22 protein-coding genes are annotated in these 23,402 nt (G+C 58.5%); 10 read left to right on the forward strand and 12 right to left on the reverse strand.

Translation table 11 applies throughout. The annotated features are described in order from the left end of the window. Positions 1-1,335, forward strand: a complete 1,335-nt coding sequence (locus tag ABIE63_RS08030; protein ID WP_354503919.1) for a DNA polymerase IV — start codon at positions 1-3, stop codon at positions 1,333-1,335. Positions 1,336-1,344: 9 nt separating this feature from the next. Here the strand turns inward: ABIE63_RS08030 and ABIE63_RS08035 are convergent, their stop codons facing one another. After that, positions 1,345-2,154 carry a DUF1849 family protein gene (locus ABIE63_RS08035; protein WP_354503920.1) on the reverse strand — a complete coding sequence of 270 codons (810 nt, stop codon included), beginning with the start codon at positions 2,152-2,154 and terminating at the stop codon, positions 1,345-1,347. A 176-nt stretch (positions 2,155-2,330) separates the two neighbouring features. Between ABIE63_RS08035 and ABIE63_RS08040 the strand changes: the two genes are divergently transcribed. Further along, positions 2,331-3,296 (forward strand): D-glycerate dehydrogenase, encoded by a 966-nt coding sequence (locus ABIE63_RS08040; protein WP_354503921.1) that lies wholly within the window; start codon positions 2,331-2,333, stop codon positions 3,294-3,296. A gap of 215 nt (positions 3,297-3,511) precedes the next feature. After that, a complete protein-coding gene (locus ABIE63_RS08045; RefSeq protein WP_354503922.1) occupies positions 3,512-4,012 on the forward strand; it encodes a DUF6505 family protein in 501 nt (166 codons plus the stop codon). 23 nt (positions 4,013-4,035) lie between these two features. Here ABIE63_RS08045 and aguA read toward each other — a convergent pair whose 3' ends face one another. Together aguA and aspS are read right to left on the reverse strand one after the other, a co-directional pair. Further along, a complete protein-coding gene (aguA, locus tag ABIE63_RS08050; protein ID WP_354503923.1) occupies positions 4,036-5,055 on the reverse strand; it encodes an agmatine deiminase in 1,020 nt (339 codons plus the stop codon). A gap of 142 nt (positions 5,056-5,197) precedes the next feature. Beyond that, positions 5,198-6,988 carry an aspartate--tRNA ligase gene (gene aspS / locus ABIE63_RS08055; RefSeq protein WP_354503924.1) on the reverse strand — a complete coding sequence of 597 codons (1,791 nt, stop codon included), beginning with the start codon at positions 6,986-6,988 and terminating at the stop codon, positions 5,198-5,200. A gap of 194 nt (positions 6,989-7,182) precedes the next feature. Here aspS and rnd point away from each other — a divergent pair, with 194 nt between their 5' ends. Beyond that, positions 7,183-8,334, forward strand: a complete 1,152-nt coding sequence (gene rnd / locus ABIE63_RS08060; protein WP_354503925.1) for a ribonuclease D — start codon at positions 7,183-7,185, stop codon at positions 8,332-8,334. Here the strand turns inward: rnd and ABIE63_RS08065 are convergent. Both ABIE63_RS08065 and ABIE63_RS08070 read right to left on the reverse strand, forming a co-directional pair. After that, the gene (locus tag ABIE63_RS08065) at positions 8,331-9,815 is read right to left on the reverse strand and encodes a Ppx/GppA family phosphatase (RefSeq protein ID WP_354503926.1); all 1,485 of its coding nucleotides are present in this window, start codon (positions 9,813-9,815) and stop codon (positions 8,331-8,333) included. The genes rnd and ABIE63_RS08065 overlap by 4 nt on opposite strands. Positions 9,816-9,874: 59 nt before the next feature. Continuing rightward, positions 9,875-12,016, reverse strand: coding sequence for an RNA degradosome polyphosphate kinase (locus ABIE63_RS08070; RefSeq protein WP_354504233.1), 2,142 nt, complete (start codon positions 12,014-12,016; stop codon positions 9,875-9,877). A gap of 169 nt (positions 12,017-12,185) precedes the next feature. On the opposite strand from ABIE63_RS08070, the gene ABIE63_RS08075 reads away from it, so the two are divergent. Beyond that, positions 12,186-12,728 (forward strand): histidine phosphatase family protein, encoded by a 543-nt coding sequence (locus tag ABIE63_RS08075; RefSeq protein WP_354503927.1) that lies wholly within the window; start codon positions 12,186-12,188, stop codon positions 12,726-12,728. Between the two features lie 17 nt (positions 12,729-12,745). On the opposite strand, the gene ABIE63_RS08080 is transcribed toward ABIE63_RS08075, so the two are convergent. From ABIE63_RS08080 to ABIE63_RS08100, 5 genes are all read right to left on the reverse strand, one after another. Next, positions 12,746-13,525 carry an SDR family oxidoreductase gene (locus tag ABIE63_RS08080; RefSeq protein ID WP_183415849.1) on the reverse strand — a complete coding sequence of 260 codons (780 nt, stop codon included), beginning with the start codon at positions 13,523-13,525 and terminating at the stop codon, positions 12,746-12,748. 73 nt (positions 13,526-13,598) lie between these two features. Further along, entirely contained in the window at positions 13,599-14,279 is a 681-nt protein-coding gene (locus ABIE63_RS08085; RefSeq protein WP_183415850.1) for a DnaA/Hda family protein, read from the reverse strand. After that, positions 14,276-15,367 (reverse strand): AI-2E family transporter, encoded by a 1,092-nt coding sequence (locus ABIE63_RS08090; protein ID WP_354503928.1) that lies wholly within the window; start codon positions 15,365-15,367, stop codon positions 14,276-14,278. Before ABIE63_RS08090 ends, ABIE63_RS08085 begins: the two co-directional genes overlap by 4 nt. Further along, a complete protein-coding gene (locus ABIE63_RS08095; protein WP_354503929.1) occupies positions 15,364-15,924 on the reverse strand; it encodes a CDP-alcohol phosphatidyltransferase family protein in 561 nt (186 codons plus the stop codon). The genes ABIE63_RS08090 and ABIE63_RS08095 overlap by 4 nt, the downstream gene beginning before the upstream one ends. Beyond that, complete coding sequence (locus ABIE63_RS08100; protein ID WP_354503930.1) at positions 15,921-17,117, reverse strand: DUF2066 domain-containing protein; 1,197 nt, start codon at positions 17,115-17,117, stop codon at positions 15,921-15,923. The genes ABIE63_RS08095 and ABIE63_RS08100 overlap by 4 nt, the downstream gene beginning before the upstream one ends. Positions 17,118-17,253: 136 nt before the next feature. Between ABIE63_RS08100 and purM the strand changes: the two genes are divergently transcribed. The 3 genes from purM to ABIE63_RS08115 all read left to right on the forward strand — a co-directional run bounded on the left by purM (position 17,254) and on the right by ABIE63_RS08115 (position 19,176). Then, positions 17,254-18,324 (forward strand): phosphoribosylformylglycinamidine cyclo-ligase, encoded by a 1,071-nt coding sequence (gene purM / locus ABIE63_RS08105; RefSeq protein WP_354503931.1) that lies wholly within the window; start codon positions 17,254-17,256, stop codon positions 18,322-18,324. Beyond that, positions 18,309-18,965 carry a phosphoribosylglycinamide formyltransferase gene (purN, locus tag ABIE63_RS08110; RefSeq protein WP_354503932.1) on the forward strand — a complete coding sequence of 219 codons (657 nt, stop codon included), beginning with the start codon at positions 18,309-18,311 and terminating at the stop codon, positions 18,963-18,965. The genes purM and purN overlap by 16 nt, the downstream gene beginning before the upstream one ends. Before the next feature lie 85 nt (positions 18,966-19,050). Further along, entirely contained in the window at positions 19,051-19,176 is a 126-nt protein-coding gene (locus tag ABIE63_RS08115) for an aa3-type cytochrome c oxidase subunit IV (protein WP_183415854.1), read from the forward strand. Between the two features lie 104 nt (positions 19,177-19,280). Here the strand turns inward: ABIE63_RS08115 and ndk are convergent, their stop codons facing one another. After that, the gene (gene ndk, locus ABIE63_RS08120; protein ID WP_183415855.1) at positions 19,281-19,703 is read right to left on the reverse strand and encodes a nucleoside-diphosphate kinase; all 423 of its coding nucleotides are present in this window, start codon (positions 19,701-19,703) and stop codon (positions 19,281-19,283) included. Between the two features lie 210 nt (positions 19,704-19,913). Between ndk and ABIE63_RS08125 the strand changes: the two genes are divergently transcribed. Together ABIE63_RS08125 and ABIE63_RS08130 are read left to right on the forward strand one after the other, a co-directional pair. Then, positions 19,914-21,815, forward strand: a complete 1,902-nt coding sequence (locus tag ABIE63_RS08125; RefSeq protein ID WP_354503933.1) for an ABC-F family ATP-binding cassette domain-containing protein — start codon at positions 19,914-19,916, stop codon at positions 21,813-21,815. Between the two features lie 106 nt (positions 21,816-21,921). Beyond that, positions 21,922-22,875: a DMT family transporter gene (locus ABIE63_RS08130; RefSeq protein WP_354503934.1), complete on the forward strand. Its 954-nt coding sequence runs from the start codon at positions 21,922-21,924 to the stop codon at positions 22,873-22,875. A gap of 30 nt (positions 22,876-22,905) precedes the next feature. Here ABIE63_RS08130 and ABIE63_RS08135 read toward each other — a convergent pair whose 3' ends face one another. Beyond that, entirely contained in the window at positions 22,906-23,367 is a 462-nt protein-coding gene (locus tag ABIE63_RS08135) for a DNA polymerase III subunit chi (RefSeq protein WP_354503935.1), read from the reverse strand. Positions 23,368-23,402: the final 35 nt, after the last annotated feature.

The following is a 23,402-nucleotide window of genomic DNA, read 5'->3' on the forward strand; positions in this document are numbered from 1 at the left end:
ATGGCGGTAGTGGTGGAACAGGCGGCTCCCACAACCCTCTGTCGGGATTGCGGCTGGCTGTCTGGCACTTCCCAAACTGCCGACGCGCCGGCGGACCGGTGTCCGAAATGCCGCGGCCATCGACTTCTTTCGCATTCCGAGATTGCTTCGCTGTCCATCGCGCATATCGACTGCGACGCTTTCTACGCTTCTGTCGAGAAGCGCGATAACCCGGATTTAAGAGACAAACCGGTTATCGTCGGTGGCGGGCATCGCGGTGTTGTTTCGGCGGCTTGCTACGTGGCAAGACTCTATGGTGTGCGCTCGGCCATGCCGATGTTCAAGGCACTGAGGGCCTGTCCGGACGCTGTGGTAATACGTCCGGATATGAACAAGTACCGAAGCGTTGGCCGGCAAATCCGTGAACTCATGGAGGAGCTAACGCCGTTGGTCGAACCCCTTTCGATAGACGAGGCATTTCTTGACCTGACCGGTACCGAACGGCTGCACGGCGGGCCGCCGGCACGCAGCTTGGCGCTTCTAGTCAAGCGAATCGAGGAGCGCTTCTCCCTCACTGCTTCGGTGGGTCTCAGCTACAACAAGTTTCTCGCAAAGGTGGCTTCAGATCTCGACAAACCCAGGGGGTTTGCGATTATCGGAAAGGCTGAAGCAAAGCGGTTTCTAGCCGACAAGCCGGTGGGAATGATCTGGGGAGTGGGCAAGGCGCTCCAGGCAACGCTCGCACGCGACGGCATCGCCAACATTAAAGACCTCCTAGCCTACGAGGAGGCGGTTCTTGTGGGGCGCTACGGAGCGATCGGCAGGCGTCTCTATAGTTTTTCCCGCGGCGAGGACCAGCGCAAGGTCACGCCTGACTCCCCGACCAAATCAATCTCCGCCGAAACAACTTTTGATGAGGACATTGGCGACCTTGCGCTGCTCAGGGGGCACCTCTGGCCACTCTGCGAGAAGGTGGCACGCCGGCTAAAAGCGCAAGGTCTTGCAGGCGGAACGGTTGTCCTGAAGCTGAAGACGGGCAGCTTCAAGCTGATAACCCGCAGCCATCGACTGGACGGCTCCACGCGGCTAGCCGAAGTACTCTACCGCGAAGCCTTGTACGTCCTGACGAAAGAGTGTGACGGACGGGTGTTTCGACTAATCGGCGTCGGCGTTTCTGAGTTGGAACCGCTTTCCCACGCGGATCAAGGCTCCCTGATCGATCCGGACCGTCCGCGCCTTATTCGGCTTGAGGACGCGCTCGACCGATTGCGCGACAAGCTAGGGCCAGATGCCATTGCAAAGGGCCGTGGTTTCAAGCCCATGCTGCCCCGAAAACCTTTGAAAAAAAGCGAATGAGGCGAACCGTCAGCAGTCGCTGGAGTTTTGCGTTTCGTAGTCGCTCAACAGGCCTTCGACAACGAAATCGCCCATATCGAGTTGCAGACGATCGATCACGCCATTCTCATAGAGCCGGAAGGATTGTTCTTGATCCGGCACGCTGCTGCGATCACCAACACTGTAGAAAGCGGCGCGAACCTGCCAACTTTCCAGGTTCTCCAGCCCCTCGACAGAAGCGGCCGTACCTGGCGGCAAATGCTTGCCGATCACCAGACTGACGTCGTAGACGCCCTTTTCGCCCGAACCGTCGAACAGCGGGCCCGATAGAATCACCTCACCCGACCGGGCGGCATCAATCAATTTCACAGTGAAGGCGGAGGGAAACAGCGTACCACGCGGCAACTCCTGAGCGCGGATTTCGCCATTCTCCTCGATCTCGGCGACGCCGCCACTTCCGTCCGCTTTTATCTTCGCCTTACCGCTTTGCTTCTCATCATCACCGGCCTCGGAGAACTGCTCGACAAAGAAACGAAAACTGCTGCCATCCTTGGCTTCGTATGTTGAATTGCTCCAACCGAAGGTAACGCTTCCACCGCTGGAGAACCCCAGATCCAAGGAGGTTTTCTGAGCACTTGTCCAACCCCTGCAAGCATCGGTCAATTCAAAGGTCATCCGGCCGCTTGCATCGGTCACGCTGCCACCACTTCGGGCGGTGACGAGCCTGAAGGTGTAAGCGGCTACGTGAGGTTGCAGAACAGGACTGGCTCCGACCTCGGTTGCGCCTGAGAAAATCAATAGAGAAGTAACAAGAAAGGCAGTGGGCTTCAGATCGATCAAGAGTGGCTCCCATTAGGTAGCAGGGCCGTCAGTAGACCATGTGGCGGAACTTGCAGAACATTCTTGAGAAAGGTAAGCCTGCAATGCCGCCTTGCCAAGGTGGCAGGCACACAAGAGCGATTTACTAGCCGTCTAGGCGTAGAGGGCGTCTAAGCGATGAGCAGGGAGCATACCTTATGGCAAAAAAGCCGCAGATTTTTGTAACGCAGCAGTTTCCAGACGCCGTCATGGCACGCGTTGAGCGCGATTACGATGCGCGGCTAAACGACACAGGCCGGGTGCCTGACGCGGAAGAAATCGTCTCCCGCACATCCGGCTGCGACGCTATTTTCTGCGCGCCAACAGAGAAATTCACCGCAGATGTAATTGGACGACTGCCGGAGGGTGTCAGGCTGATCGCGACCTTTTCTGTCGGTGTGGATCACATCGATCTGGCCGCCGCAAAGGCGCGAGGCATCGCTGTAACCAACACACCGGATGTACTGACGGACGCAACGGCAGATATCACGCTGTTGCTGATCCTAGCCGCAGCCCGCCGCGCCTATGAAGGTGAGAGGATGGTGCGAGAGGATCGCTGGGTCGGATGGGACCCAAAAATGCTGATGGGTATCGAGGTGACCGGCAAACGCTTAGGCATTCTCGGCATGGGGCGCATAGGACAAGCCGTAGCGCGTCGCGCAAGCGGGTTTTCGATGGAGGTTCACTACCACAACCGCAAACGGCTACCGAAGGACCAGGAACAAGGCGCAATCTACCACGAGACGGCGGACGGTCTGCTGCCACATTGCGATTTCCTTTCCATCAATGCCCCAGCCACGGCTGAAAACTACCACTTCTTGAATCAACAGCGGATTGCACTGCTTCCAGATGGGGCCGTGGTGGTCAACACCGCGCGCGGTACTCTTGTGGATGACGATGCATTAATCGCAGCACTGAAGTCGGGTAAGATCGCAGCCGCAGGGCTCGATGTTTTCGAGGGCGAACCCAGGATCAACCCCGGTTACCGAAATCTGGAGAATGTGTTCCTGCTCCCGCACCTGGGCAGCGCGACAATCGAAACCCGCAATGCAATGGGCTTCAAGTGCCTGGACAACCTGGATGCCTTTTTCGCAGGCCGGCCACTCCCCGACCGCTTGGTCTAGGATGACATGGTGCTGGCAGGAACAGTCCATCGACGTGCCGGGCTGATATGCCGATATCAATGGGTGAATCGTGATCTGGGAAGGACCCTGACGCGACCGCTTTTAACACACCCTTTGGCGGTATTTTCGGGTAGCCTGTGCAGAGAAGCCGACGTGTGCGATAGGCCCAAAGTGCTACGAATTGGTTTGTTTCCCCCTGGATCTTGGTCAATGCAATGAAGTTTCCCCGCGTTATTCGGCTCGATGCCTCCGATCTGCACGTGTTCGAACAACCGGCCGAGGTCGGTGAGTGGGCGGTTCCCGGGTCCTTTGCGTTCATCGGCGTGGATGCCACTGCGCTAACAGGCAAGACGAAAATTGCTTTCGCCAGCGGTTGGTTGGGGACGCAAACCTGGGGCCGGGCCAGCTTGGTTGAGGTTGCGGAAATTGATGAAGCCGCATTCCACGCAGTCATCGAGCGCCTCGCGCAGCTTTTCGCCAGCGCTTATGGGGCGCCCAGTCTGGTCGAAGCCCTGCCCGCCGCACGTGCAGAGGCCGAGGATGCGGCGGCGCTGGCCGACCATAAGACCGGTACCTTGCTGGCCATCGAACGCGAACCGGGCGACCCTGAGCCAGACGGCGCAGCGTCTTTCCGTGAGAGGGTACGCCTGATCACGCCTCAGCGCGCGACGGACCATGCGCGTATCTGGGAAATAACATCGGACAGCGAAGAGTAAAGCGGCCGGTTACGACCGAAAAATCAATCGACCTTCGGCTGTTGTTGCGTAATGCAGTGAATGCCACCGCCGCCGACAACAATGTCGCCCGCTAGAACCTGCACGACATCATGGTCGGGGAAACATTTGCTAATGGTGTCGAACGCAGCCTCGTCCCTTGGATCGTCGAAGGCCGGAACGATGACACCCTCGTTCGCAATATAGAAATTGACGTAAGAGGCTGCGAGCTTATCGCCCTTGCGCCCTTTGCGCGGCCGCGGCTGTTCGATCTCTACGATCTCGAAGGACCTGCCTTGTGCGTCCGTAGCATTCTCCAACCTGGCACGTGCGTCTTTGTAGACCTCGTGATTGGGGTCGCTACTGTCGCGGCAGGCGTGCAACAGGACGACGCCGGGCTTCACAAAGCAGCACAAGTTATCGACGTGACCGTCCGTTTCGTCGTTGTGCAGACCTTGGCCGAGCCAAACGACCTTACGCACCCCCAGATATCCCTGAAGAACCTCTTCAATCTGCTTACGGTCCATGCCTGAGTTGCGATTGGGATTGAGCAGACACTGCTCGGTGGTTAAGAGGGTGCCCTCACCGTCGGTATGAATCGAGCCACCCTCCAGCACGATAGGCGCTTTGTATAGCTCTGCCTGCACGTGGCGGATTACAGCTTCGGCAACCTTGTCATCCAGATCGTGAGGTTCGTACTTGCCGCCCCAGCCGTTGAACTTCCAATCCACACCCGCCAGTTCGCTCCGGCTATCGACGAGAAAGGTCGGACCGTTGTCCCGCATCCAGGAATCGTCATGCTCCTGCGAAAAAGTCGCGATGCCCGGCCCAAGTTGCAGCGAAACCTCTGCAACATCCCGGGGATTGGCGATCATGGTAACCGGCTCAAACGCCGCGATCGCTCGCGCAACTTCCGCATAGGCGTCACGCGCCGCTTCCAAACCGTCGCCCCAAAGCTCCTCACGGCATGGCCAAGCCATCCAGCATCGCTGATGGGGCTCCCACTCCGCCGGCATTCGGTAGCCATTGTCACTGGGTCGCGTCATGCGACGTCTCCCTTCGCTTCGATTCGGCCCTAGACTTTATGAGAGGCCCGGTGGACTGTCCATTCGAGAGCTGTAATGCTTTGTTTTAAAAACATTTTACAGATCGATTTAGACAAAATTATCGGGAAAATCGCTATCCGAATCAGGGCTTCTTCGCCGGGGGCAGCGACAGGCGCAGATGCAAATCTCTCAGACGATCATCCGGCACTTCAGCCGGCGCGTTCATCATCAAGTCCTCCGCACGCTGGTTCATGGGGAAAGCCACTATCTCGCGCAGGTTTGGCTCATCGGCGAGTAGCATGACAATCCTGTCGATACCGGGCGCAGAGCCGCCATGGGGCGGAGCGCCATACCGCAACGCACTGAAAAGCCCGGAAAAACGGCTTTCCACCTCAGCCGCACTGTAGCCAACAATCTCAAAGGCCTTGATCATGACATCAGGCAAGTGATTTCGGATTGCGCCGGAGGAGAGCTCAACGCCATTGCAGACAATATCGTACTGAAAGGCCTTGATGGTCAGGGGGTCCTGGTTCAGCAGAGCGTCCATGCCGCCCTGGGGCATCGAGAAGGGGTTGTGCGAAAAGTCGATCTTGCCGGTTTCCTCGTCCTGCTCATACATCGGAAAATCGACGATCCAACAAAACCGGAAACAATTCTTTTCCAGCAGGTCGAGTTCGGCACCAAGTTTGTTCCGAACGTTACCGGCAAACTTCGCGGCGGGAAGCGGTTTGTCGCACGCGAAGAATACCGCATCGCCGTCTTTCAGACCGGCCAAGGCTTTGATTTCCGCGACACGCTCGGGCTCCAGGTTTCGAGCAATCGGGCCCTTGGGACCCTCGGCATCGTAAACGATGTATCCCAGGCCTGGTTTACCCTCCTCCTTGCGCGCCCAGTCGTTCAGCTTGTCGAAGAAGCTGCGTGGTTGACTGGCAGCGCCCGGTGCTGGGATAGCGCGAACGACTGCACCGTTCTCGGCAATCAGCTTTGAGAAAATCCCGAAGCCTCCGCCAGCGAAGGCGGTCGTTACGTCGGCGATTTCAATCGGATTGCGTAGGTCCGGCTTGTCGCTGCCGTACCGCAGCATCGCATCGTCAAAGGCAATTCTCGGGAAGGGGGCCGGCGTTACCGCACGACCGTTCGAGAATTCTTCAAAAACGCCATGAAGAACAGGTTCTATTGCTTTAAAAACATCATCTTGTGTGACGAAGCTCATCTCAAAATCGAGCTGATAAAACTCGCCTGGAGAGCGGTCGGCCCGGCTATCCTCGTCGCGGAAGCACGGGGCAATCTGGAAGTAGCGGTCGAAGCCGGCGACCATCAGAAGCTGCTTGAACATCTGGGGTGCCTGCGGCAAGGCGTAGAACTTGCCGGGGTGCAAACGGCTCGGCACCAGATAATCGCGCGCGCCCTCCGGGCTAGACGCGGTCAAGATCGGCGTTTGGAACTCCGTGAAACCCTGTTCGACCATGCGGCGGCGAATGGAAGCGATAACCTGCGCGCGTTGAACGATCCGTTTGTGGATGGCTTCACGCCGCAGATCAAGGTAGCGGTAGCGCAACCGAGTTTCCTCGCCAGCGTCTTCCTCCGCATTCACCTGGAGCGGCAGCAACTCGGCGTTCGACTGGATTTCGAAGGCCTCCACTCCGACCTCGATCTCGCCGGTTGGAAGCTTGGGATTGACCGTGTCGGCAGTCCGCTTGATCACCTTGCCAGTGATGGTCACCACGCTTTCGACGCGGGTTGCCTCGACTGACTGGAACAGGGCGCTGGATACATCAAGAACGCACTGGGTAATACCATAGTGGTCGCGTAAATCGATGAACAGCAACTGGCCGTGGTCGCGCTTCCTGTGAATCCAGCCCGACAGGCGAACCTCCTGGCCTTCGTCTGAAAGGCGCAGTGCGCCGCAAGTGTGAGAGCGATAAGGATGCATGAATTTCGTCTTTCGAGGCTTCTTGGAAGTTTGATCCGCTGTCCGCCCGCCGGAAATGCAACGGAACGGTCCTAAAGTCAACCGTCAGCGCTCTCAAACCACCATTCATCAGCAAGAGGAAAGTTAGAACACCCCCTAGTCCGCTTCAACTCGGGCCTTCCCTTTATCGATCGCAAAGGGTATCTGAAAAGCCCATGACCCTCTTGACCGATTCCCAATCGCTTGCCGATTTCTGCGCACGCCAGAAAAACGCCGATTTCATTACCGTAGATACAGAGTTTCTGCGGGAAAGCACCTACTGGCCAAGACTTTGCCTTGTTCAAATCGGCGGCCCAAAAGAAGCCGCCGCAATCGATGTCCTGGCTGACGGTCTGGAGATCGGTCCGATGCTGGATTTGATGGCGACTGAGTCGTTAATCAAGGTTTTCCACGCCGGCCGACAGGACATGGAGATTTTCTATCGGCTCATGGATGGCGCGTTACCGCGCCCCATTTTCGATACCCAGGTGGCGGCCATGGTCTGTGGTTTTGGAGATCAGGTTTCCTACGAGCGACTGGTCAAAGACCTGGAAGGCGAACAGTTGGACAAAGGCAGCCGCTTTACCGACTGGTCCCACAGACCGCTGACTGACCGGCAGCTTGAGTATGCCCTGGCCGACGTTACTTTCTTGCGAAGCCTCTACCGCAAGCTCAAGAAGAAGCTCGACGCCAACGATCGCGCATCGTGGCTGGACGCGGAGATGGATATATTGACCGCGCCCGCCACCTATGCCAGCAACCCGGAGGAAGCCTGGCGCCGGATCAAGTCACGCTCAGGCAACCGTCGTTACCTTGCAATTCTTCGCGAGCTCGGCGCTTGGCGCGAGCGAGAAGCGCAGCGTCGTGACATCCCACGCAATCGCTTGGTTCGCGACGAGCAACTCGTCGATATCGCAGTGCATAAGCCGCGCAGCGTCGATGCTCTGGCGCGCACGCGCGGCATCAGCCATGACATGGCACGCGGCAAGCTTGGTGAAGGCATTCTAAAAGCCGTGGAGGCAGGCTTGGCTCTGCCGGACGGCGAATGCCCGGCGGCCGAGAACAAGGCTCCCCTTCCCTCCGGTATCGGACCGGTGGTCGAACTACTGAAAGTTCTATTGAAGGCGCGCTGCGAGGCGCACGACGTTGCGCAAAAACTTGTGGCTAACAGCGCCGATTTGGAGCTCATTGCCGCCAGTGACGATGCCGATGTGCCAGCGCTCAAAGGATGGCGGCGCGATATTTTCGGTCAAGACGCCCTGCGGCTTAAACATGGCGAATTGGCTCTAACCCTGAAGAAGCAGCAGGTGGAAGTCGTAGAGCGCTAGCTGTAACGCGCTGCAACGGCTTTGCGAACGGCAGCCAGGCGGCGTTCCACAACGTCGCCACCCGGCACCCAGGCATCCTTTTCGAAAATCAGATTGACCTGCCTCCCATCTAATTCCAAACGCGACTGGGAAAGTACCTCCCGCGTGCCACCCGACAAGGTGTACCCCAGGCGCAAGGCGGCTCCCAGGATCGTTGCCTCCCGGGTCGCTTCCTGGTCGATCAATTCAAAGAGCGGCACGATCGCGGCGCTACCCAACGGCCCGCCATAGCGGATATAGGAGGCCATCCCAAGAAAGCCGCGATCATAGTGATCCGCTCCCTCAAAGGGTTGCCGCAGGAGACGCAACAGCGATTGCTCCGCTCGGTAGTCGGGGTGTTCGCGCCAAGCGACATCCGACAGGTAGCAAGCCGCGCGGCGCAAACGCTCCCAGCGTTTATGCGCAGCGTCGAATAGGGGCGCCGTCCAGGCAATTAACGGTTCCCCCAAATCGCCAAAGCGTCCTTCGCGCCGAGCGAGTTCCGCCGCCATCTCCTCGAGTGGGTCAAGCGCACGAGCCTCGTCGCTCAGCTTCGCGTAACGGCTGCCCTCCCGCAGCCCATAGCCGCAAAAGACAACGTTTTCCGGCTGCACCACAGCAAGCACGCGCGACATGATCAGAGCAGCCATCGGCATGGTTTCAAGCCGACGCTTGGAGACGGACCCGAAGGCTGCCAATGAACGGCTCCCCAAACGGGCGATTACTTTCAGCATGTCTTCGATATCCCGGTAGGCGCGCGTATAACCGTGAATCACATGCAGCGGGTACTCGTTCTGCTCGATATCTACCCGGGCAAGCGAACGCCAGGCACCGCCAACAGCGTAGAAATTTGACCCCAACTGATCTCCCAGCCAGCCAACCTGTGCAATCGCCGCATCGATCTTATCCACGACCGCCTGACGCTCGGTTGAGGAGTCACACGGCATGCGGAGCAACCCCAACGGCAGCGTCACGGATTCGCCCAGTTGCCCATGGCTCAGCTTGATCAATTCCAATGATCCGCCACCCAGGTCGCCGACGATGCCGTCCGCATCGGGAATACCGGCCGCCACGCCATAGGCGGCGTAACGGGCCTCCTCCTCACCACTGAGAATGCGCACGGGGTAACCGGTCAGAGCCTCTACGTCGCTGGCGAATTGCTTACCATTGCTGGCGTCACGGACCGCCGCAGTCGCAAGCAGTTCAAGATCATCGACACCCATGACCTGACACAAGCGGGTGAAGCGCTGCAGGTTGGCCAACGCCATTTCCACCCCTTCCGCGTTGAGCTTGTTCTCACGATCCATCCCGCGCGCCAGGCCGCACAAGACCTTTTCGTTGAACAGCGGCGTCAACGACCGCTGAAACCGCTCAAAAACCGCCAGTCGGACAGAGTTCGAGCCAATGTCTATGACGGCCTCGCGCTTGCCGTTCGGCAGCGCATCGCGTCCGGCAGTCTCCATTAAGTTCTGGCCTTCCCTCTCGCGAATCCCGTCGACGGATTATGGAGCTTCGTATCGGATCAATCGAGCAACAATCGAGGTGCCGTTTTGTCCTTTTTCAAGGCGCTGCCGCGCCCGGACAAGCTTGGGTTCGTCATGAAATAACGGTGCGCACTGAAGGACTTGCTGTCGTGAGGCACGCGTTCGTAGGCTCCATCCCCGCGCAATGTCCAGGACTGAGCCTCATCTTTGAGGTTGGCGATCATGATCTGGTCGAGGATCTGCTGGTGCACGGTAGGATTTTCGATGGGAATGAACGTTTCGACCCGACGGTCCAGATTGCGCGGCATCCAGTCGGCGGAAGCGATGAAGACCTTTGCCTGTGGGGAAGGCAGCCCATATCCCGCGCCGAAGCAGACGATACGGCTGTGCTCCAGAAAGCGTCCGACGATGGATTTCACCCGAATGCGTTCCGAAAGGCCTTTGATACCGGGACGCAAGCAACAGATGCCGCGCACGATAAGGTCGATTTCAACGCCCGCTTGGGAAGCATCGTAAAGCGCATCGATAACCTCGCCATCAACCAACGAGTTCACCCGGGCCCAAATTGCCGCTGGCTGGCCGGCCCTTGCGTGTTCCGCTTCCTCGGCGATCAAACGCAGCAACGTTTGGCGCAATGCTATGGGCGCCAGGCCCACCTTTTCCAACTGGTGCGGTCTGGCATACCCGGTCATGTAATTGAAAATTTTCCCGGCATCGCGACACAATGCCGGATCGCAGGTGAAAAACGAGAGATCTGTGTAAACTTTCGCCGTTATCGGGTGGTAGTTGCCCGTGCCGAAGTGGACATAGGAGCGCAGGCCACCGCCTTCCCGGCGCACGATAAGAGTCACCTTTGCATGGGTCTTCAGGTCGATGAAGCCATAGACCACCTGCACGCCGGCACGCTCCAGATTGCGCGCCCAACGGATATTCCGTTCTTCATCGAAGCGGGCCTTTAGTTCCACGAGCGCAGTCACGGATTTTCCGGCTTCAGCGGCTTCCGCCAGAGCCGCCACGATCGGCGAATCCTCCGACGTACGATAAAGCGTCTGCTTTATGGAAACGACTTGCGGGTCGCGGGCGGCTTGGCGGAGAAACTGCACCACGACATCGAAGCTCTCGTAGGGATGGTGGACCAGGATGTCCTTGTCCCGGATCGCCGCGAGGCAATCGCCGCCGAAATCACGAATACGCTCCGGGAAGCGTGCGTTGTAAGGCTCGAACAGCAGGTCTTGCCGCTCTTGCAGGATCAACTGCTTTGTGTCCACCAGCCCGATCAGACCATCGAGTGAAAAGATGTCGCTGGCGTCCACACCCAAATCGCGTGCCACGAAGCGTTGCAGACTAGGCGGCATATCGCTGTCGACACTCATACGAATGACGCTGCCACGGCGCCTTCGCTTGAGCGCGGTTTCGAACAGGCGCACCAAGTCCTCGGCCTCCTCCTCGACTTCCATGTCACTGTCTCTGAGAATGCGGAAGTAGCCGTAATCCTGAACCTCAAAGCCAGGAAAAAGGCGGTTCAGGTGAAGGCGCACCACCTGCTCGAGCCGAATGAAGCGAGCCTTCGCCCCGGGCAAGCGAATGAAGCGGTCAACCTGGTTGGGAAGGATCATCAACCCGGTCAGACTCTTGTTATCCTCCCGACGCAATAAGTCCAACACCATCGCGAAACCCAGGTTGGGTATGAAAGGAAAGGGGTGCGCCGGATCGACAGCAATCGGCGTCAGAACAGGAAAAACTTCCTCGATGAAGTAACGCTCCAGCCACTGCCGCTCGGCATCGGTCAGATGCTTGGTCTCCAGCACATCCACACCGGCCTCGCGCAACTCCTCGCGCAACTCCACCCAGACCCTCTGCTGATGGGCCATCAGACCCGCTGCCTTGGCGTTGATCGCGGCCAATTGCTGCGCAGGTGTCATCCCTTCCTGACTTGGCATCGCCACATCCGCGCTGACTTGCCCCTTCAGACCGGCAACGCGCACCATGTAGAATTCATCCAGATTGCTGGCCGAGATTGAAAGAAACCGCAGCCTTTCGAGCAATGGATGCGATGGGTTGGTTGCCTCCTCAAGCACACGCTCGTTGAAGGCCAGCCAGGAAAGTTCACGATTGATGAAGCGTTCGGCGCTGTTCCGATCAGGCACAGGCAAATCACTTGCGACGGCGTCATCGGCAATTGCCGCTTGATGCTTTTCACGAACCTGCGATTCCTGAACGTTTCTCACCTTAGTTACCTCTTTTTCGCCGTAATGCTTTGATCATAGACCAGTTTTGGAACAGAATCATGACGATCCAGCCACTTTTAGACAGAAATGGCAAATTTCACATAGGAAGGTGCATCCGCAATTGAAACGGCTTTATCTGTTACGTCATGCGGAAGCTCGTCCCGCTAGTCGCGGCTCGTCCGATTTTGCCAGGACGCTCACCGACCGGGGACGTAAAACGGCCGCTCTCGTTGCTTACTACCTGCGTGATCAAGACTACCGGCCGGATATGGTGCTGTGCTCCAACGCCAAGCGTGCAGAGGAAACCTGGGCCGTGATAGCCCCTGCCCTGCAACCCTACGAGGACAGCGTTGAACGTCTTATTGAATCTCTCGAGGTTCAGTATCTCAAGAGCCTCTATCTGGCCACGCCCGAGACAATGATAATGCTGATGCGCACTTTACCTGAGACGATCAACAGCTTGCTAATCGTCGGCCATAACCCCGGAATTCAATCCCTGGCAATCACATTGGCGGGCAGCGGCGAGGCGGTGGCCGACGCGCCTCTCTACCGCGATTTCCCGCCAACCGCTCTAGCAGTGCTGAATCTGGAGATCACAACTTGGGCGGCGCTGGAAGAAGGTTGCGGAAGGCTGCTTGAAGTCGCCATCCCCGACCGGGGCTAGACCAACCGGACCGTCCTCTAGAATGTTGAGTTGAAGGCGCCGCCATCAAGCAACAAGTTCTGCCCGGTGATAAAGCCGGACCGCGCTGAGCAAAGGAACGCGCAAGCCTCGCCGAATTCCGCCGGATCGCCAAATCTACCCGCCGGATTGCCCGCCTTGCGTTCGTTCCAAACCTCCTGAGGATCGCGGCCGGAAGCTTTTGCCGCCGCTTCTATGTTCGCACGCAACCGATCAGTCTCGAACGGACCGGGCAATAGATTGTTGATGGTCACGTTGTGACGGACGGTCTTGCGGGAGAGCCCGGCCACGAACCCGGTCAGTCCGGCACGCGCGCCGTTCGATAATCCCAGCGTCTCGATGGGCGATTTAACCGCGCCTGATGTTATATTCACGATCCGGCCAAATCCGCGTTCAATCATCGGATCAACGGTTGCCTTGATCAGTTCAATGGGCGTCAGCATGTTTGCCTCCAGCGCCTTGATCCAATCGGCCCGCTCCCAGTTCCTGAAATCGCCCGGCGGAGGACCGCCCGCGTTGTTGACGAGGATATCGACCTGGGGACAGGCAGCCAGTGCCTTGGCCCGCCCTTCGGGCGTCGTGATGTCTGCCGCGACCGCCGTGACCTTGACGCCGCTAGCCTCGACGATCTGATGCGCTGCCAGCTCCAGGGTTTCCTGCGTCCGCGCAACGATGGTCAAGGAGACGCCATTGGCCGCCAGCGACTCTGCGCAAGCGCGCCCTAGACCCTTGCTAGCCGCGCAAACCAGGGCATGTTTACCCGCAATTCCCAAATCCATAACCACACCTCTCCTACCAAAAATTTTCCCGACAATTGCCACGCCAGAAAACGCCGTTTGAACTGGCTGTAACCTACAGCATTCCCTGCTCCTGCAGCACGCGGCGGGCGACCGGAACTGTTACCCGCCGCCGTTCCGCCAATGCCACCCGGTCCAATGCCACCACGACCCGGTGTGCCGCCGAAAAGGAGCGTTCCATGCGCGCCACCAGATAGGTCACCGCCTCGGGGTCCAACGGCGTTTGGCGATCAAGGAAAAGCTTTACTAGCAGGCCCGCCATCAAGTCGTCATCAGGTCGCTCGATCGCGACACAACCGGTTGCCGCAAGGCGCGAACGCAGATCCGGCAGCGCCAGCGGCCAACGGTTCGGCGCTTCGCGCGCCGCAAACAAAAGAGATAATCCACTTTCGGCAGCTAGATTGATCAGATGAAACAAAGCCGCTTCTCGCTCGGGCAGACCGGCCACGGCGTCGGCGTCGTCCAATGCCAGTCCGGTCGCATCCGCAACCAGCGCCGGCACCGCCTCTACCGAAAGATCCTGTGGCTGAAGCAGACGCGCGGCGGACACTTCGCGCCATACCGCGATCAAGTGACTCTTGCCGCAATCCGGGGGGCCTTGTATCGCCATCCTCCCGCTCGGCCAATCCGGCCAACGGTCGATCCAGGCGAGGGCGTCCGCATTGCTGGGCGCGATCAGAAAGTCCTCGCGGCCACTAGCGGCCCTGTAGGCCAGATCGAAGGCTAGCTGACTCACATACCCCCCTCTGCTTTTTTGGATTCGGTTTCGTCCTCGATTCCAAATAGCGCGCTCTGCCGGTACCGCTGCAAGCCGAAACGGACCAGCACACCGATGACCGCTGTTACTGGCAAGGCAAGAAGAACGCCTAAGAACCCAAACAACGCCCCACCGGCCAACAAGGCGAAAATCACCCATACAGCGTGCAGGCCGGTTCGTTCCCCGACAAGCTTTGGCGTTAAGTAGTTGCCTTCGACCGCCTGGCCGACGAAGAAAAGAATGGCCACGGCTGCGATACGCCAGGGCTCATCGAACTGGGCTATAGCCAAACCGACCGACAGCACCAAGCCGGTCAGCGAGCCAACGTAGGGAATGAAGGTAAGGAGACCGGCAAGCAAGCCGACGACAAAGCCAAATTCCAACCCCAGGACAACAAGCCCAATCATGTAAAATAAACCCAGGACGAAACAAACGGCCGCTTGTCCACGCACAAAGCCAGCCAGCGTCTCATCGGCCTGCCGCACCAAATCGCGAATCGTGTCGCGGTGGCGGCGCGGCAGGTAATCATCGATCCGCGAAACCATCACGTCCCAATCGCGCAATAGATAGAAAGCGACGATCGGAGTGATGAACAGCAGGGACAGAAGATTGATCAGGGCCACGCCACCCGACAGCACACCGCCAAGCAGGTCGGTCATCCAGGCAACGCCGGAGCTAACGGAACCACGGAGACTTTCGCGAAGCTGCGACAGGGTCTCTGGATCGAGGCGATCGCGCAACAGCGCCATCAGGTTCTCGACCTGCGCCCGCAAGCTGTCGACGATCTTGGGAAGCTGTGCCAAAAAATCGAGAAATTGACTGACGATCAATGGGGCCAGAAGCAGCAGAAACAGGATGAAAACAACCAATGAGACTGCCATCACAAGGACGGTCGCCAAGGTCCGCGACAAGCCCATCCGCTCCAACCGGTCGCACACCGGATCAAGCAGATAGGCTACGCCCATTCCGGCGACAAAGGGCAATAGCACGCCGCGCAAGAGGAACAACAAGGCGATAAACACCGCCGCGCCGATCAGCCAAACACGCATCTGCTTTTCCGCGGTCACGTCCGATCCTCCAGTGCCATAGCCTTTCGGAGCCACACTATTACGTAAGCGCCCCCTGAAAGGAAGGTGGTTCCGGCCACAAGATAAATCAGCGTCGGCTCCAACCCGCCGAGAAGAATGAAACCTGCCGCCTGCGCCATTACCGCGGCCACCAAGGTGATCTGAGCTGCCGTGTTCAGCTTGCTTATCAGCAAGGGTTGCATGGTCAGCGTCTGGCTGAGCGCCTGAAACACTATCGCCCCACCAATGATCAAGAGGTCGCGAAACACCAACAGGAATACCAGCCAGAGCGGTAGTAACTCCAACCAAGCCAGCGTTATCGAGGAAACGATCAGTAAGGCTTTGTCGGCAAGGGGGTCCGCATAGGCCCCAAAACTCGACCTTGCATTGAGTATGCGCGCCAGCAAACCATCGACCGCATCTGAAACGCCTGCGGCGAGAAAGACCCAGAATGCCGCCTCATAATACCCTAGCAGCAGAAGGTAGAGCACGAAGGGTACGCTGCAAAACCGCAGCATCGTTATCGTGTTCGGCAGGGTCGTCAGCAGCGCTTTCACTGTACGGCAGGCGCCTGATCCCCCGTCGTCACGCCACCATTCGGGGTTGCGACGCGCAAACGCGGGGGCGACAAGCGGGATGCGTCCTCGGATCGCCCGATAACCCACCCAATGGAGGGCTCACCGACCAACACCAAATCGGCCTGATTGAATGCGACACGCAAACGCTGAGGATCGCCAAAATACTCAAGGCGCAAATCCGCCATCGTGCGGGTCATGCGCAAAACGCGGCGCGAAGCCAGCAAGTTTACCTTCTCGAGGCGTTGAACGACCTGCCCCCACTGCTGCAAATCAAAAATGTCGACCCCGGCTTCCAAGCTGTTCCGGCGATCGAACGCGATCGTGTTTCCAAGCTTCCAGTCCTCTTGCAGAGAACTGGCAACCCGTGCAGCTGCGCGGGAAAAGAAGCTTTCGACGGCCTCCCCGCTCTCACGCCTTACGGTAAAGGATACGCCCGAAAGGCCCTGACGCGGCGCCGGTGCCGAAACCGATAGTACGCTCGGGTCTGTCGCGCTGTCCGCCGTCGCACGCACAAGAAGAGCGCCCACGGCACCGTGCTGAGCCGCTATGGCCTCCTGAGCCGCCGCGTCGCCCGCTGCCGCACGTGGCGCGTCGATGGCGACAATGTCGCCCAGATCGCCTAAAGGCATAATCAAGGGAACCAGCCCACCGGGTCCGGGTTGCGCCGCCCAGGCACGCATCCAGGGATTGGCCTCCGACCAAAGCAACTGCGTACCTCCCGCCTCGTAAAGCGGGACGACAACCAGGGGTTTACTCTGGGTTTCGGCGAAAGGAACCGGAATGGACTGTAGCAGTTCGCGAACCCGTTGAGGCACGAAGCGGACATTGACCGTCGCCAGATAACGCACATCCGAACGGCTTTCCTGCACGACCTGGAAATCGCTCAATAATTGCTCTGCAAGACCTGCCGTCAGCTGCGGCAGGCGCACTCTTTCTTCCTGCGGAACCAAACGTTCCATCAAAGCCACAAGGGCGTCTTGCTGGGCGCGCTGTAGCGCCTCGCGCTGCGCGGCAGTGGCCGAATCGGCCGTTACATCCACCTGTACGCCAAGCACGTCGTACACACCACCGATCTGCGCGCGCGCGGTGGAAAAAGTGAAGACGGCAAACGCTGTCGTCACCAGGAAATAGAGCCCCAATACCCGGATACGGGAAAGAAAGCGGAGAGTCATTGCAAAGCAGTCCTGTTTCGCTATTGTCCGCGAGACATTCAGGCTAGCAAGCCTGTAGCGGAGAGTCATGGGGGTAATGCCCCGGTTGGGGTAAATTACCCTTTAATGATTTAAGGCCTGTTTTGGGAGTGGGTTGATGAGCCGCGAGAGCTACAAAGCCGCTGGCGTGGATATCGATGCTGGCAACGCCCTGGTCGATGCGATCAAGCCGTTGGCCAAGTCCACGGCGCGCTTGGGCGCTGGTGCCGGGTTGGGCGGGTTCGGCGCATTGTTCGATCTGAAAGCAGCCGGTTACAGTGACCCAATCCTGGTCTCCAGCACCGATGGTGTCGGCACCAAACTGAAGGTGGCCATCGACTGCGGCAAGCACGACAGCGTCGGGATCGATCTGGTCGCCATGTGTGTCAACGACCTTGTGGTGCAAGGAGCCGAACCCCTGTTCTTTCTTGACTACTTCGCCACCGGCAAGCTGCAGGTCGACGAAGCACGCGACGTTATCAGCGGCATAGCCGAAGGTTGCCGGCAGGCCGGCTGCGCACTCATCGGCGGCGAAACCGCCGAGATGCCCGGCCTCTATAAGAGCGGCGATTACGATTTGGCCGGCTTCACAGTCGGCGCCGTCGAGCGCGACAGGCTCTTGACCGGCGAGACGGTCGCGCCCGGCGACGTTCTACTTGCACTGCGTTCGAGTGGACTTCATTCCAACGGCTACTCACTGGTTCGTCGTTTGGTTGAGAACAGTGGCGTTGACTATGGCGACCCTGCGCCCTTTGAGACACAAACTCAAATGGGTGATGTCCTATTGCGGCCAACGCGGATCTACGTAAAAAGCTGCCTTGCGGCCATCGAGCGTGGCGGCGTCAAGGCGCTGGCGCATATCACCGGCGGCGGCCTGACCGAGAACCTCCCGCGCGTTCTGCCGCAAGGCGTTGCTGCGAGGATCGACCTTGATAGCTGGACGTTGCCCCCTCTCTTCGCCTGGCTGGCGGACGTGGGAAATCTTGAGCGTCAGGAACTGCTTCGAACCTTCAACTGCGGCATTGGAATGATCCTGGTGGTCGCCGCAGACGCCGTCGGTTCAGTGACCGACGTGTTGGCGGCCAACGGAGAGGAGATTGTCGAGATCGGTTGCATCGAGGCGGCTCAGACCGATGCCGCGCCTGAAGTCCACTATACCGGGGGCGATACCGCGTGGCCGGCAAGCTGAAAGTATCGGTCCTGATTTCTGGACGCGGGAGTAACCTCCAGGCTTTGATCGACGCCTGTAGATCTCCCGATTTTCCGGCCGAGATCGTTATGGTCGTCAGTAACCGCCCCGACGCGCAGGGGTTGTTTCGTGCCCAGGCCGCAGGCATCTCAACAGCGGTTATCGAGCCGCGCGATTTCCCAGACAAAGTATCCTTCGATCGCGCGATGACCGAAGTATTGGAATCAAGCGGCACGGGCTTTATCTGTCTCGCGGGTTTCATGCGTCTTTTATCCCCGGAGTTCGTGGATCACTGGCGTGACCGGATGATCAATATTCACCCATCGCTGCTGCCATTGTTTCCGGGATTGGATACGCATCGACGCGCGCTGGACGCTGGCATGCGCTTACATGGTTGCAGCGTGCACTTCGTGCGTCACGAAATGGACAGCGGCCCAATTATCGGTCAAGCGGCCGTAGCAGTGCTTGACGGTGACGACCCGGATAGTCTTTCAAGCCGAGTCCTGGAGGCAGAACATTTACTCTATCCCTGGTGTCTGGAATTGGTCGCTCGTGGGATGGTGACGGTTACCGGGGATACCTGCCGTATCGCTGGTCACACCACGGCTCCGTCTCCGCTTGTCAGCCCGGCACGCAGTTAGTTCATCTACATGCTTTCACTTGCCCTGGCATCCTGCACAAGCTAGAAAATCCGCAGGATTCACTGTTTCTGCTTTGGGGGATAAAATGCCATATGAGGATCTGACGCGCGAACGCCAGAAGTCTTATGAAGGCTTCATCCGCAGCGGCACCATCGGGACCGCTGTAGTGGCTGTACTGCTGTTCATTCTGGTTGTGGCAATCATCGCCTGATCATCGCCGGCAAGTCGTTGACGAAAAAAGGCGGGTGGAATCTCCACCCGCCTTTTTCCTTCGTCGCCAGGGGTAGCTCGTAAAAGAGTTCTTATACGGCTCTATTAGCCGACGATTTCGATTCCCGAAAAGAAGAAAGCGATCTCAATCGCTGCATTTTCCAAAGAATCCGATCCGTGCGCCGAATTTGCCTCGATGCTCTCGGCAAAATCCTTACGAATGGTGCCCGGCGCGGCGTCGGCGGGGTTGGTTGCCCCCATGACTTCGCGATTCTTCGCAACAGCACTTTCGCCTTCCAGCACCTGAACAACAACCGGCCCAGAGGTCATGAATTCGCAGAGGCTGCCAAAAAACGGCCGCTCACTATGCACGGCATAGAAGGCTTCGGCCTGTGCACGGCTCAACTGAAGACGCTTCTGCGCTACGATACGCAGGCCAGCCTCCTCGAAACGTGCATTGATCTTGCCTGTCAGATTGCGCCGGGTCGCGTCCGGCTTGATGATCGAAAGGGTGCGTTCGATGGCCATGGCCTTCGCCTCTCCTCGTCTATAGCGTGAAGGGATAATCGGGCGCGTCAAACCGCACTCCGACTCGTAAATGCGGGCGTGGTATAGCCGCTTCGCTGCGTTGCGGCAACCGCAAATGCTTTTCCTTTGGCGCTGGAAGTCACCCAGCAAGTCCGACTCCGCGCCGAGGGGGCTTTGCGGCCAAGCTGCCTCCGTGTTAGACAGCGCGCCATGTTACACCTGAACGAAGTTACCTTGCGCGTATCCGGTCACGTCCTGCTTGAGGGCGCGACGGCGGCTGTCAACGACGGCGAGCGCATCGGCATCGTCGGTCGTAACGGTGCGGGCAAATCAACGCTTCTCAAAGCCATTATGGGCGAACTGGCTTTCGATGGCGGGTCGATGTCTTTCCCGCGCGGCCTTTCGATGGGACTTTTGCGCCAGCACGCGCCAGAAGGCGAAGACAGCCTGATCGATATCGTCCTCGCCGCCGATCGCGAGCGCGCGTCCCTGCTGGAAGAGGCAAACCACTGCAAGGATCCACACAGAATAGCGGAGATTCATACGCGCCTCGCCGATATCGATTCGCACGGGGCTCCGGCGCGAGCGGCGCGCATTCTGGCAGGGCTCGGGTTTGACGAAGCTGCGCAACAACGAGCGATCTCAGAGTTCTCCGGTGGCTGGAGAATGCGTGTCGCCTTGGCCTCACTTCTGTTTTCCAGGCCAGACCTGCTTTTGTTGGACGAGCCCAGCAATCATCTGGACCTGGAAGCCACGCTTTGGCTTGAGGGATACTTGAAATCCTACCCAGGTACATTGCTGATGGTATCGCACGACCGCCGCCTGCTGAACGCCGTGGCACAGCGGATTCTGCATTTCGAGGGAAAGCGGCTGGTACTCTATAGCGGCAACTACGATACCTTCGAGCGCACCCGGCGCGAGCGACAGTCACGCCAAGCCGCGATGCAGGCAAAGCAGATTGCTCAACGTCGGCATATCGAGAGTTTCATCGAGCGCTTCCGTTACAAGGCGTCCAAGGCGCGTCAAGCGCAGTCTCGCGTTAAGATGCTCGAGCGCATGGAACCCATCGCCAGCGTCGTCGACGAGCGCACGGTATCGTTCGATTTTCCGACACCTGAGCCGCTGTCCTCCCCCATCATCTCACTACAGGGCGCCAGTGTCGGTTACGGCAAGAAGCCGGTGATATCCGGTCTCGATCTGCGTATCGACATGGATGATCGCATCGCCTTGCTGGGTGCCAACGGCAACGGTAAGTCAACCTTCATGCGGCTACTCTCGAGCCGCCTTAAGCCCATGGAGGGACGGCTCGTCAAGCCGCCCAAACTCAAAGTGGGTTATTTCGCTCAGGAACAGGCGGAAGAACTGGACCTCAAAGCAACGCCCCTGCAACTCATCGAGCGGCTTTCGCCGATGTCCACCGAGACGAAGCTGCGGGCCCAACTTGGGCGGTTTGGCTTCGGCCAAGCGAGAGCCGATATCTCCGTGAGCAAGTTATCCGGCGGGGAGCGGGCGCGATTGCTGTTCGCCTTGATGACGCGCGACGCGCCGCAACTGATTCTACTGGACGAACCAACAAACCATTTGGATGTCGATAGCCGCGAAGCGCTGATCCAGGCACTCAACGCCTATGACGGTGCTTTGGTCCTTGTCACCCATGACCCCCATCTCATCGAGTTGGTCGCGGACCGTTTGTGGATCGTCAACGAGGGCAAAGTGCAACCCTTCGACGGAGACCTGGACGATTACCGTCAACTCCTTCTGGAACAACGACGGCTGGAGCGAAGCAAGCGCGGCGGTGCGAATGGCAACGATATGGCGGCGGAGGAACCGGCAAGGCAGCGAAAGACCGACCGGCAGGATGCTGCCTTGGGGCGTGCCGCAGTAGCGGATATCAAGAAGCGCGTCCGGACCTCGGAACAGCGCATGGAGAAACTTGGCAAAGCGTTGGAAATTCTGGAAGCGCGGCTTTCAGATCCAGAGGTCTACAAAGGTTCGCCCGCAAAACTCTCGGACCTGCAACGCCAGCACGCCGATATCAAACAGGCGCTGGAACGTTCCGAAATACAGTGGCTGGAAGCACAGGCGCTCCTCGAACAGGAGACCGCGTCCTGATAGCGCCGCACCTGTTGGGCGCGGGATCAAGACCTGCGTAATTAGCGCAGCTTGCACCCGCACAATCCGTTAATTTGTCGTCCTACCTTTGTTGGAGCGCAACAGGATGACCGCGGAGAACCGAGACACGACCGTAAATAAGATTCTCGCCCCGCGTACGGGGACAGAAGACAATGCTGCCAAGGGCATCGTCCTGATGCTGCTGGCCATAGCGCTTCTGTCGGCGATGGATGCCAGCGTAAAGTATGTAAGCGACGACTATCCTGTCATCGAGGTGGTGTTTTTCCGATCGCTGTTCGCTTTTTTTCCAATCGCGTTCGTTGTTTTGCGGGACGGTAACATCGGTGATCTGAAAACCCGGAATCTGCGCGGCCATCTGGGGCGTTCCCTCGTCGGTCTGATGGCCTTGATGAGCTTTTTCTATTGCCTGAAATATATGCCACTGGCCGATCTCGTCGCCATATCCTTCGCAGCGCCACTTTTCGTCACTGCTCTTTCCATTCCGCTACTCGGAGAAAAGGTGGGTTTGCGGCGTTGGACGGCACTGTTGGTCGGTTTTGTCGGCGTTCTGATCATGGTGAAACCGGGATCGGGGGTCTTTGGTTTGCTGGCCCTGATCGCCATTGGTGCGACATTCTGCTACGCCCTGGTGTTGATCTTCGTACGCAAACTCAGCCGCACGGAAACCAATGCCGCAATCGTTTTTTATTATTCTTTGACATCGGTGGTCGCCACTGGATTGCTCCTGCCCTTCTTCTGGGTCACACCGACGTTTCCCGATCTCCTGCTGCTAATCGCCATCGGCCTGATTGGCGGTTGCGCGCAGCTTACGATGACGGCTGCCTTCCGCGCAGCCAGCGTTTCCATCGTTGCCCCCTTTGAATATACGGCAATGTTCTGGGCGGTTATCTATGGATATCTGCTGTGGGGCGATTTGCCGGGTTGGAACATTTGGGTTGGTGCCGCCGTATTGGTAGCCAGCGGTATTTACATCGTTCACCGCGAAACGAACCTTGGCGTCCGGCGGGCCAAGGCGGCGCGCCTCCAAGCGAAACGTTGACAGACTGGCGCGCTTTTTTTCATCCCAAGCTCAGGCGCCTGATCGCCCCTTTTCCTGCCACCGGCCATCTTCGTCCTGCTGCCAGTAGGTGAGCGCATGCCCGGCGTCGAGATAGACTTTCCAACGCGACCGGGCAGCGGCGACGACAGCGTCGTCACGGCCATCGAACAACTCCGCCACCAAAGCAAAACGATCCAGTGCCGCGCTTTCGGCGCCATCGGTCAAAAACAACACCTCGGCATTGTTGGGACACTCATCCGCACAGGTTAGCCAGACCGGCTGTTCCTCAGCATGCCCGTCCGCTTTGGTGCCATGCGGAAGAAACGACCGGGTATCGTAGGTCCAAAGCCAGCTATTGAGCGCATCGAGCCGCTCTTCGGAACGCACCATGACCACAGCGCGCTGGCCGCGTTGCAGGCTGCGCGACAGCATGGTCGGCAGTACCTCCTCCAGGGTCGAGCGTTGCAGGTGATAAAAGCGTATTTCGGTCATGTTAGGCGTATTCCGGCTGGGAGTGAGACCCGGCT

Source organism: Limibacillus sp. MBR-115, assembly GCF_040549425.1.
GTDB lineage: Bacteria > Pseudomonadota > Alphaproteobacteria > Kiloniellales > CECT-8803 > Limibacillus > Limibacillus halophilus.

What these genes read in the sequence shown, in the direction of transcription:
- ABIE63_RS08080 (WP_183415849.1), bottom strand. Translation starts at nt 13,525, where the DNA reads ATGGATTTGGGAATTGCGGGTAAACATGCCCTGGTTTGCGCGGCTAGC.
- ABIE63_RS08040 (WP_354503921.1), top strand. Translation starts at nt 2,331, where the DNA reads ATGGCAAAAAAGCCGCAGATTTTTGTAACGCAGCAGTTTCCAGACGCC.
- ABIE63_RS08125 (WP_354503933.1), top strand. Translation starts at nt 19,914, where the DNA reads ATGTTACACCTGAACGAAGTTACCTTGCGCGTATCCGGTCACGTCCTG.
- ABIE63_RS08065 (WP_354503926.1), bottom strand. Translation starts at nt 9,815, where the DNA reads ATGGAGACTGCCGGACGCGATGCGCTGCCGAACGGCAAGCGCGAGGCC.
- ndk (WP_183415855.1), bottom strand. Translation starts at nt 19,703, where the DNA reads ATGGCCATCGAACGCACCCTTTCGATCATCAAGCCGGACGCGACCCGG.
- ABIE63_RS08115 (WP_183415854.1), top strand. Translation starts at nt 19,051, where the DNA reads ATGCCATATGAGGATCTGACGCGCGAACGCCAGAAGTCTTATGAAGGC.
- rnd (WP_354503925.1), top strand. Translation starts at nt 7,183, where the DNA reads ATGACCCTCTTGACCGATTCCCAATCGCTTGCCGATTTCTGCGCACGC.
- ABIE63_RS08100 (WP_354503930.1), bottom strand. Translation starts at nt 17,117, where the DNA reads ATGACTCTCCGCTTTCTTTCCCGTATCCGGGTATTGGGGCTCTATTTC.
- aspS (WP_354503924.1), bottom strand. Translation starts at nt 6,988, where the DNA reads ATGCATCCTTATCGCTCTCACACTTGCGGCGCACTGCGCCTTTCAGAC.
- ABIE63_RS08130 (WP_354503934.1), top strand. Translation starts at nt 21,922, where the DNA reads ATGACCGCGGAGAACCGAGACACGACCGTAAATAAGATTCTCGCCCCG.
- ABIE63_RS08135 (WP_354503935.1), bottom strand. Translation starts at nt 23,367, where the DNA reads ATGACCGAAATACGCTTTTATCACCTGCAACGCTCGACCCTGGAGGAG.
- purM (WP_354503931.1), top strand. Translation starts at nt 17,254, where the DNA reads ATGAGCCGCGAGAGCTACAAAGCCGCTGGCGTGGATATCGATGCTGGC.
- ABIE63_RS08045 (WP_354503922.1), top strand. Translation starts at nt 3,512, where the DNA reads ATGAAGTTTCCCCGCGTTATTCGGCTCGATGCCTCCGATCTGCACGTG.
- aguA (WP_354503923.1), bottom strand. Translation starts at nt 5,055, where the DNA reads ATGACGCGACCCAGTGACAATGGCTACCGAATGCCGGCGGAGTGGGAG.
- ABIE63_RS08030 (WP_354503919.1), top strand. Translation starts at nt 1, where the DNA reads ATGGCGGTAGTGGTGGAACAGGCGGCTCCCACAACCCTCTGTCGGGAT.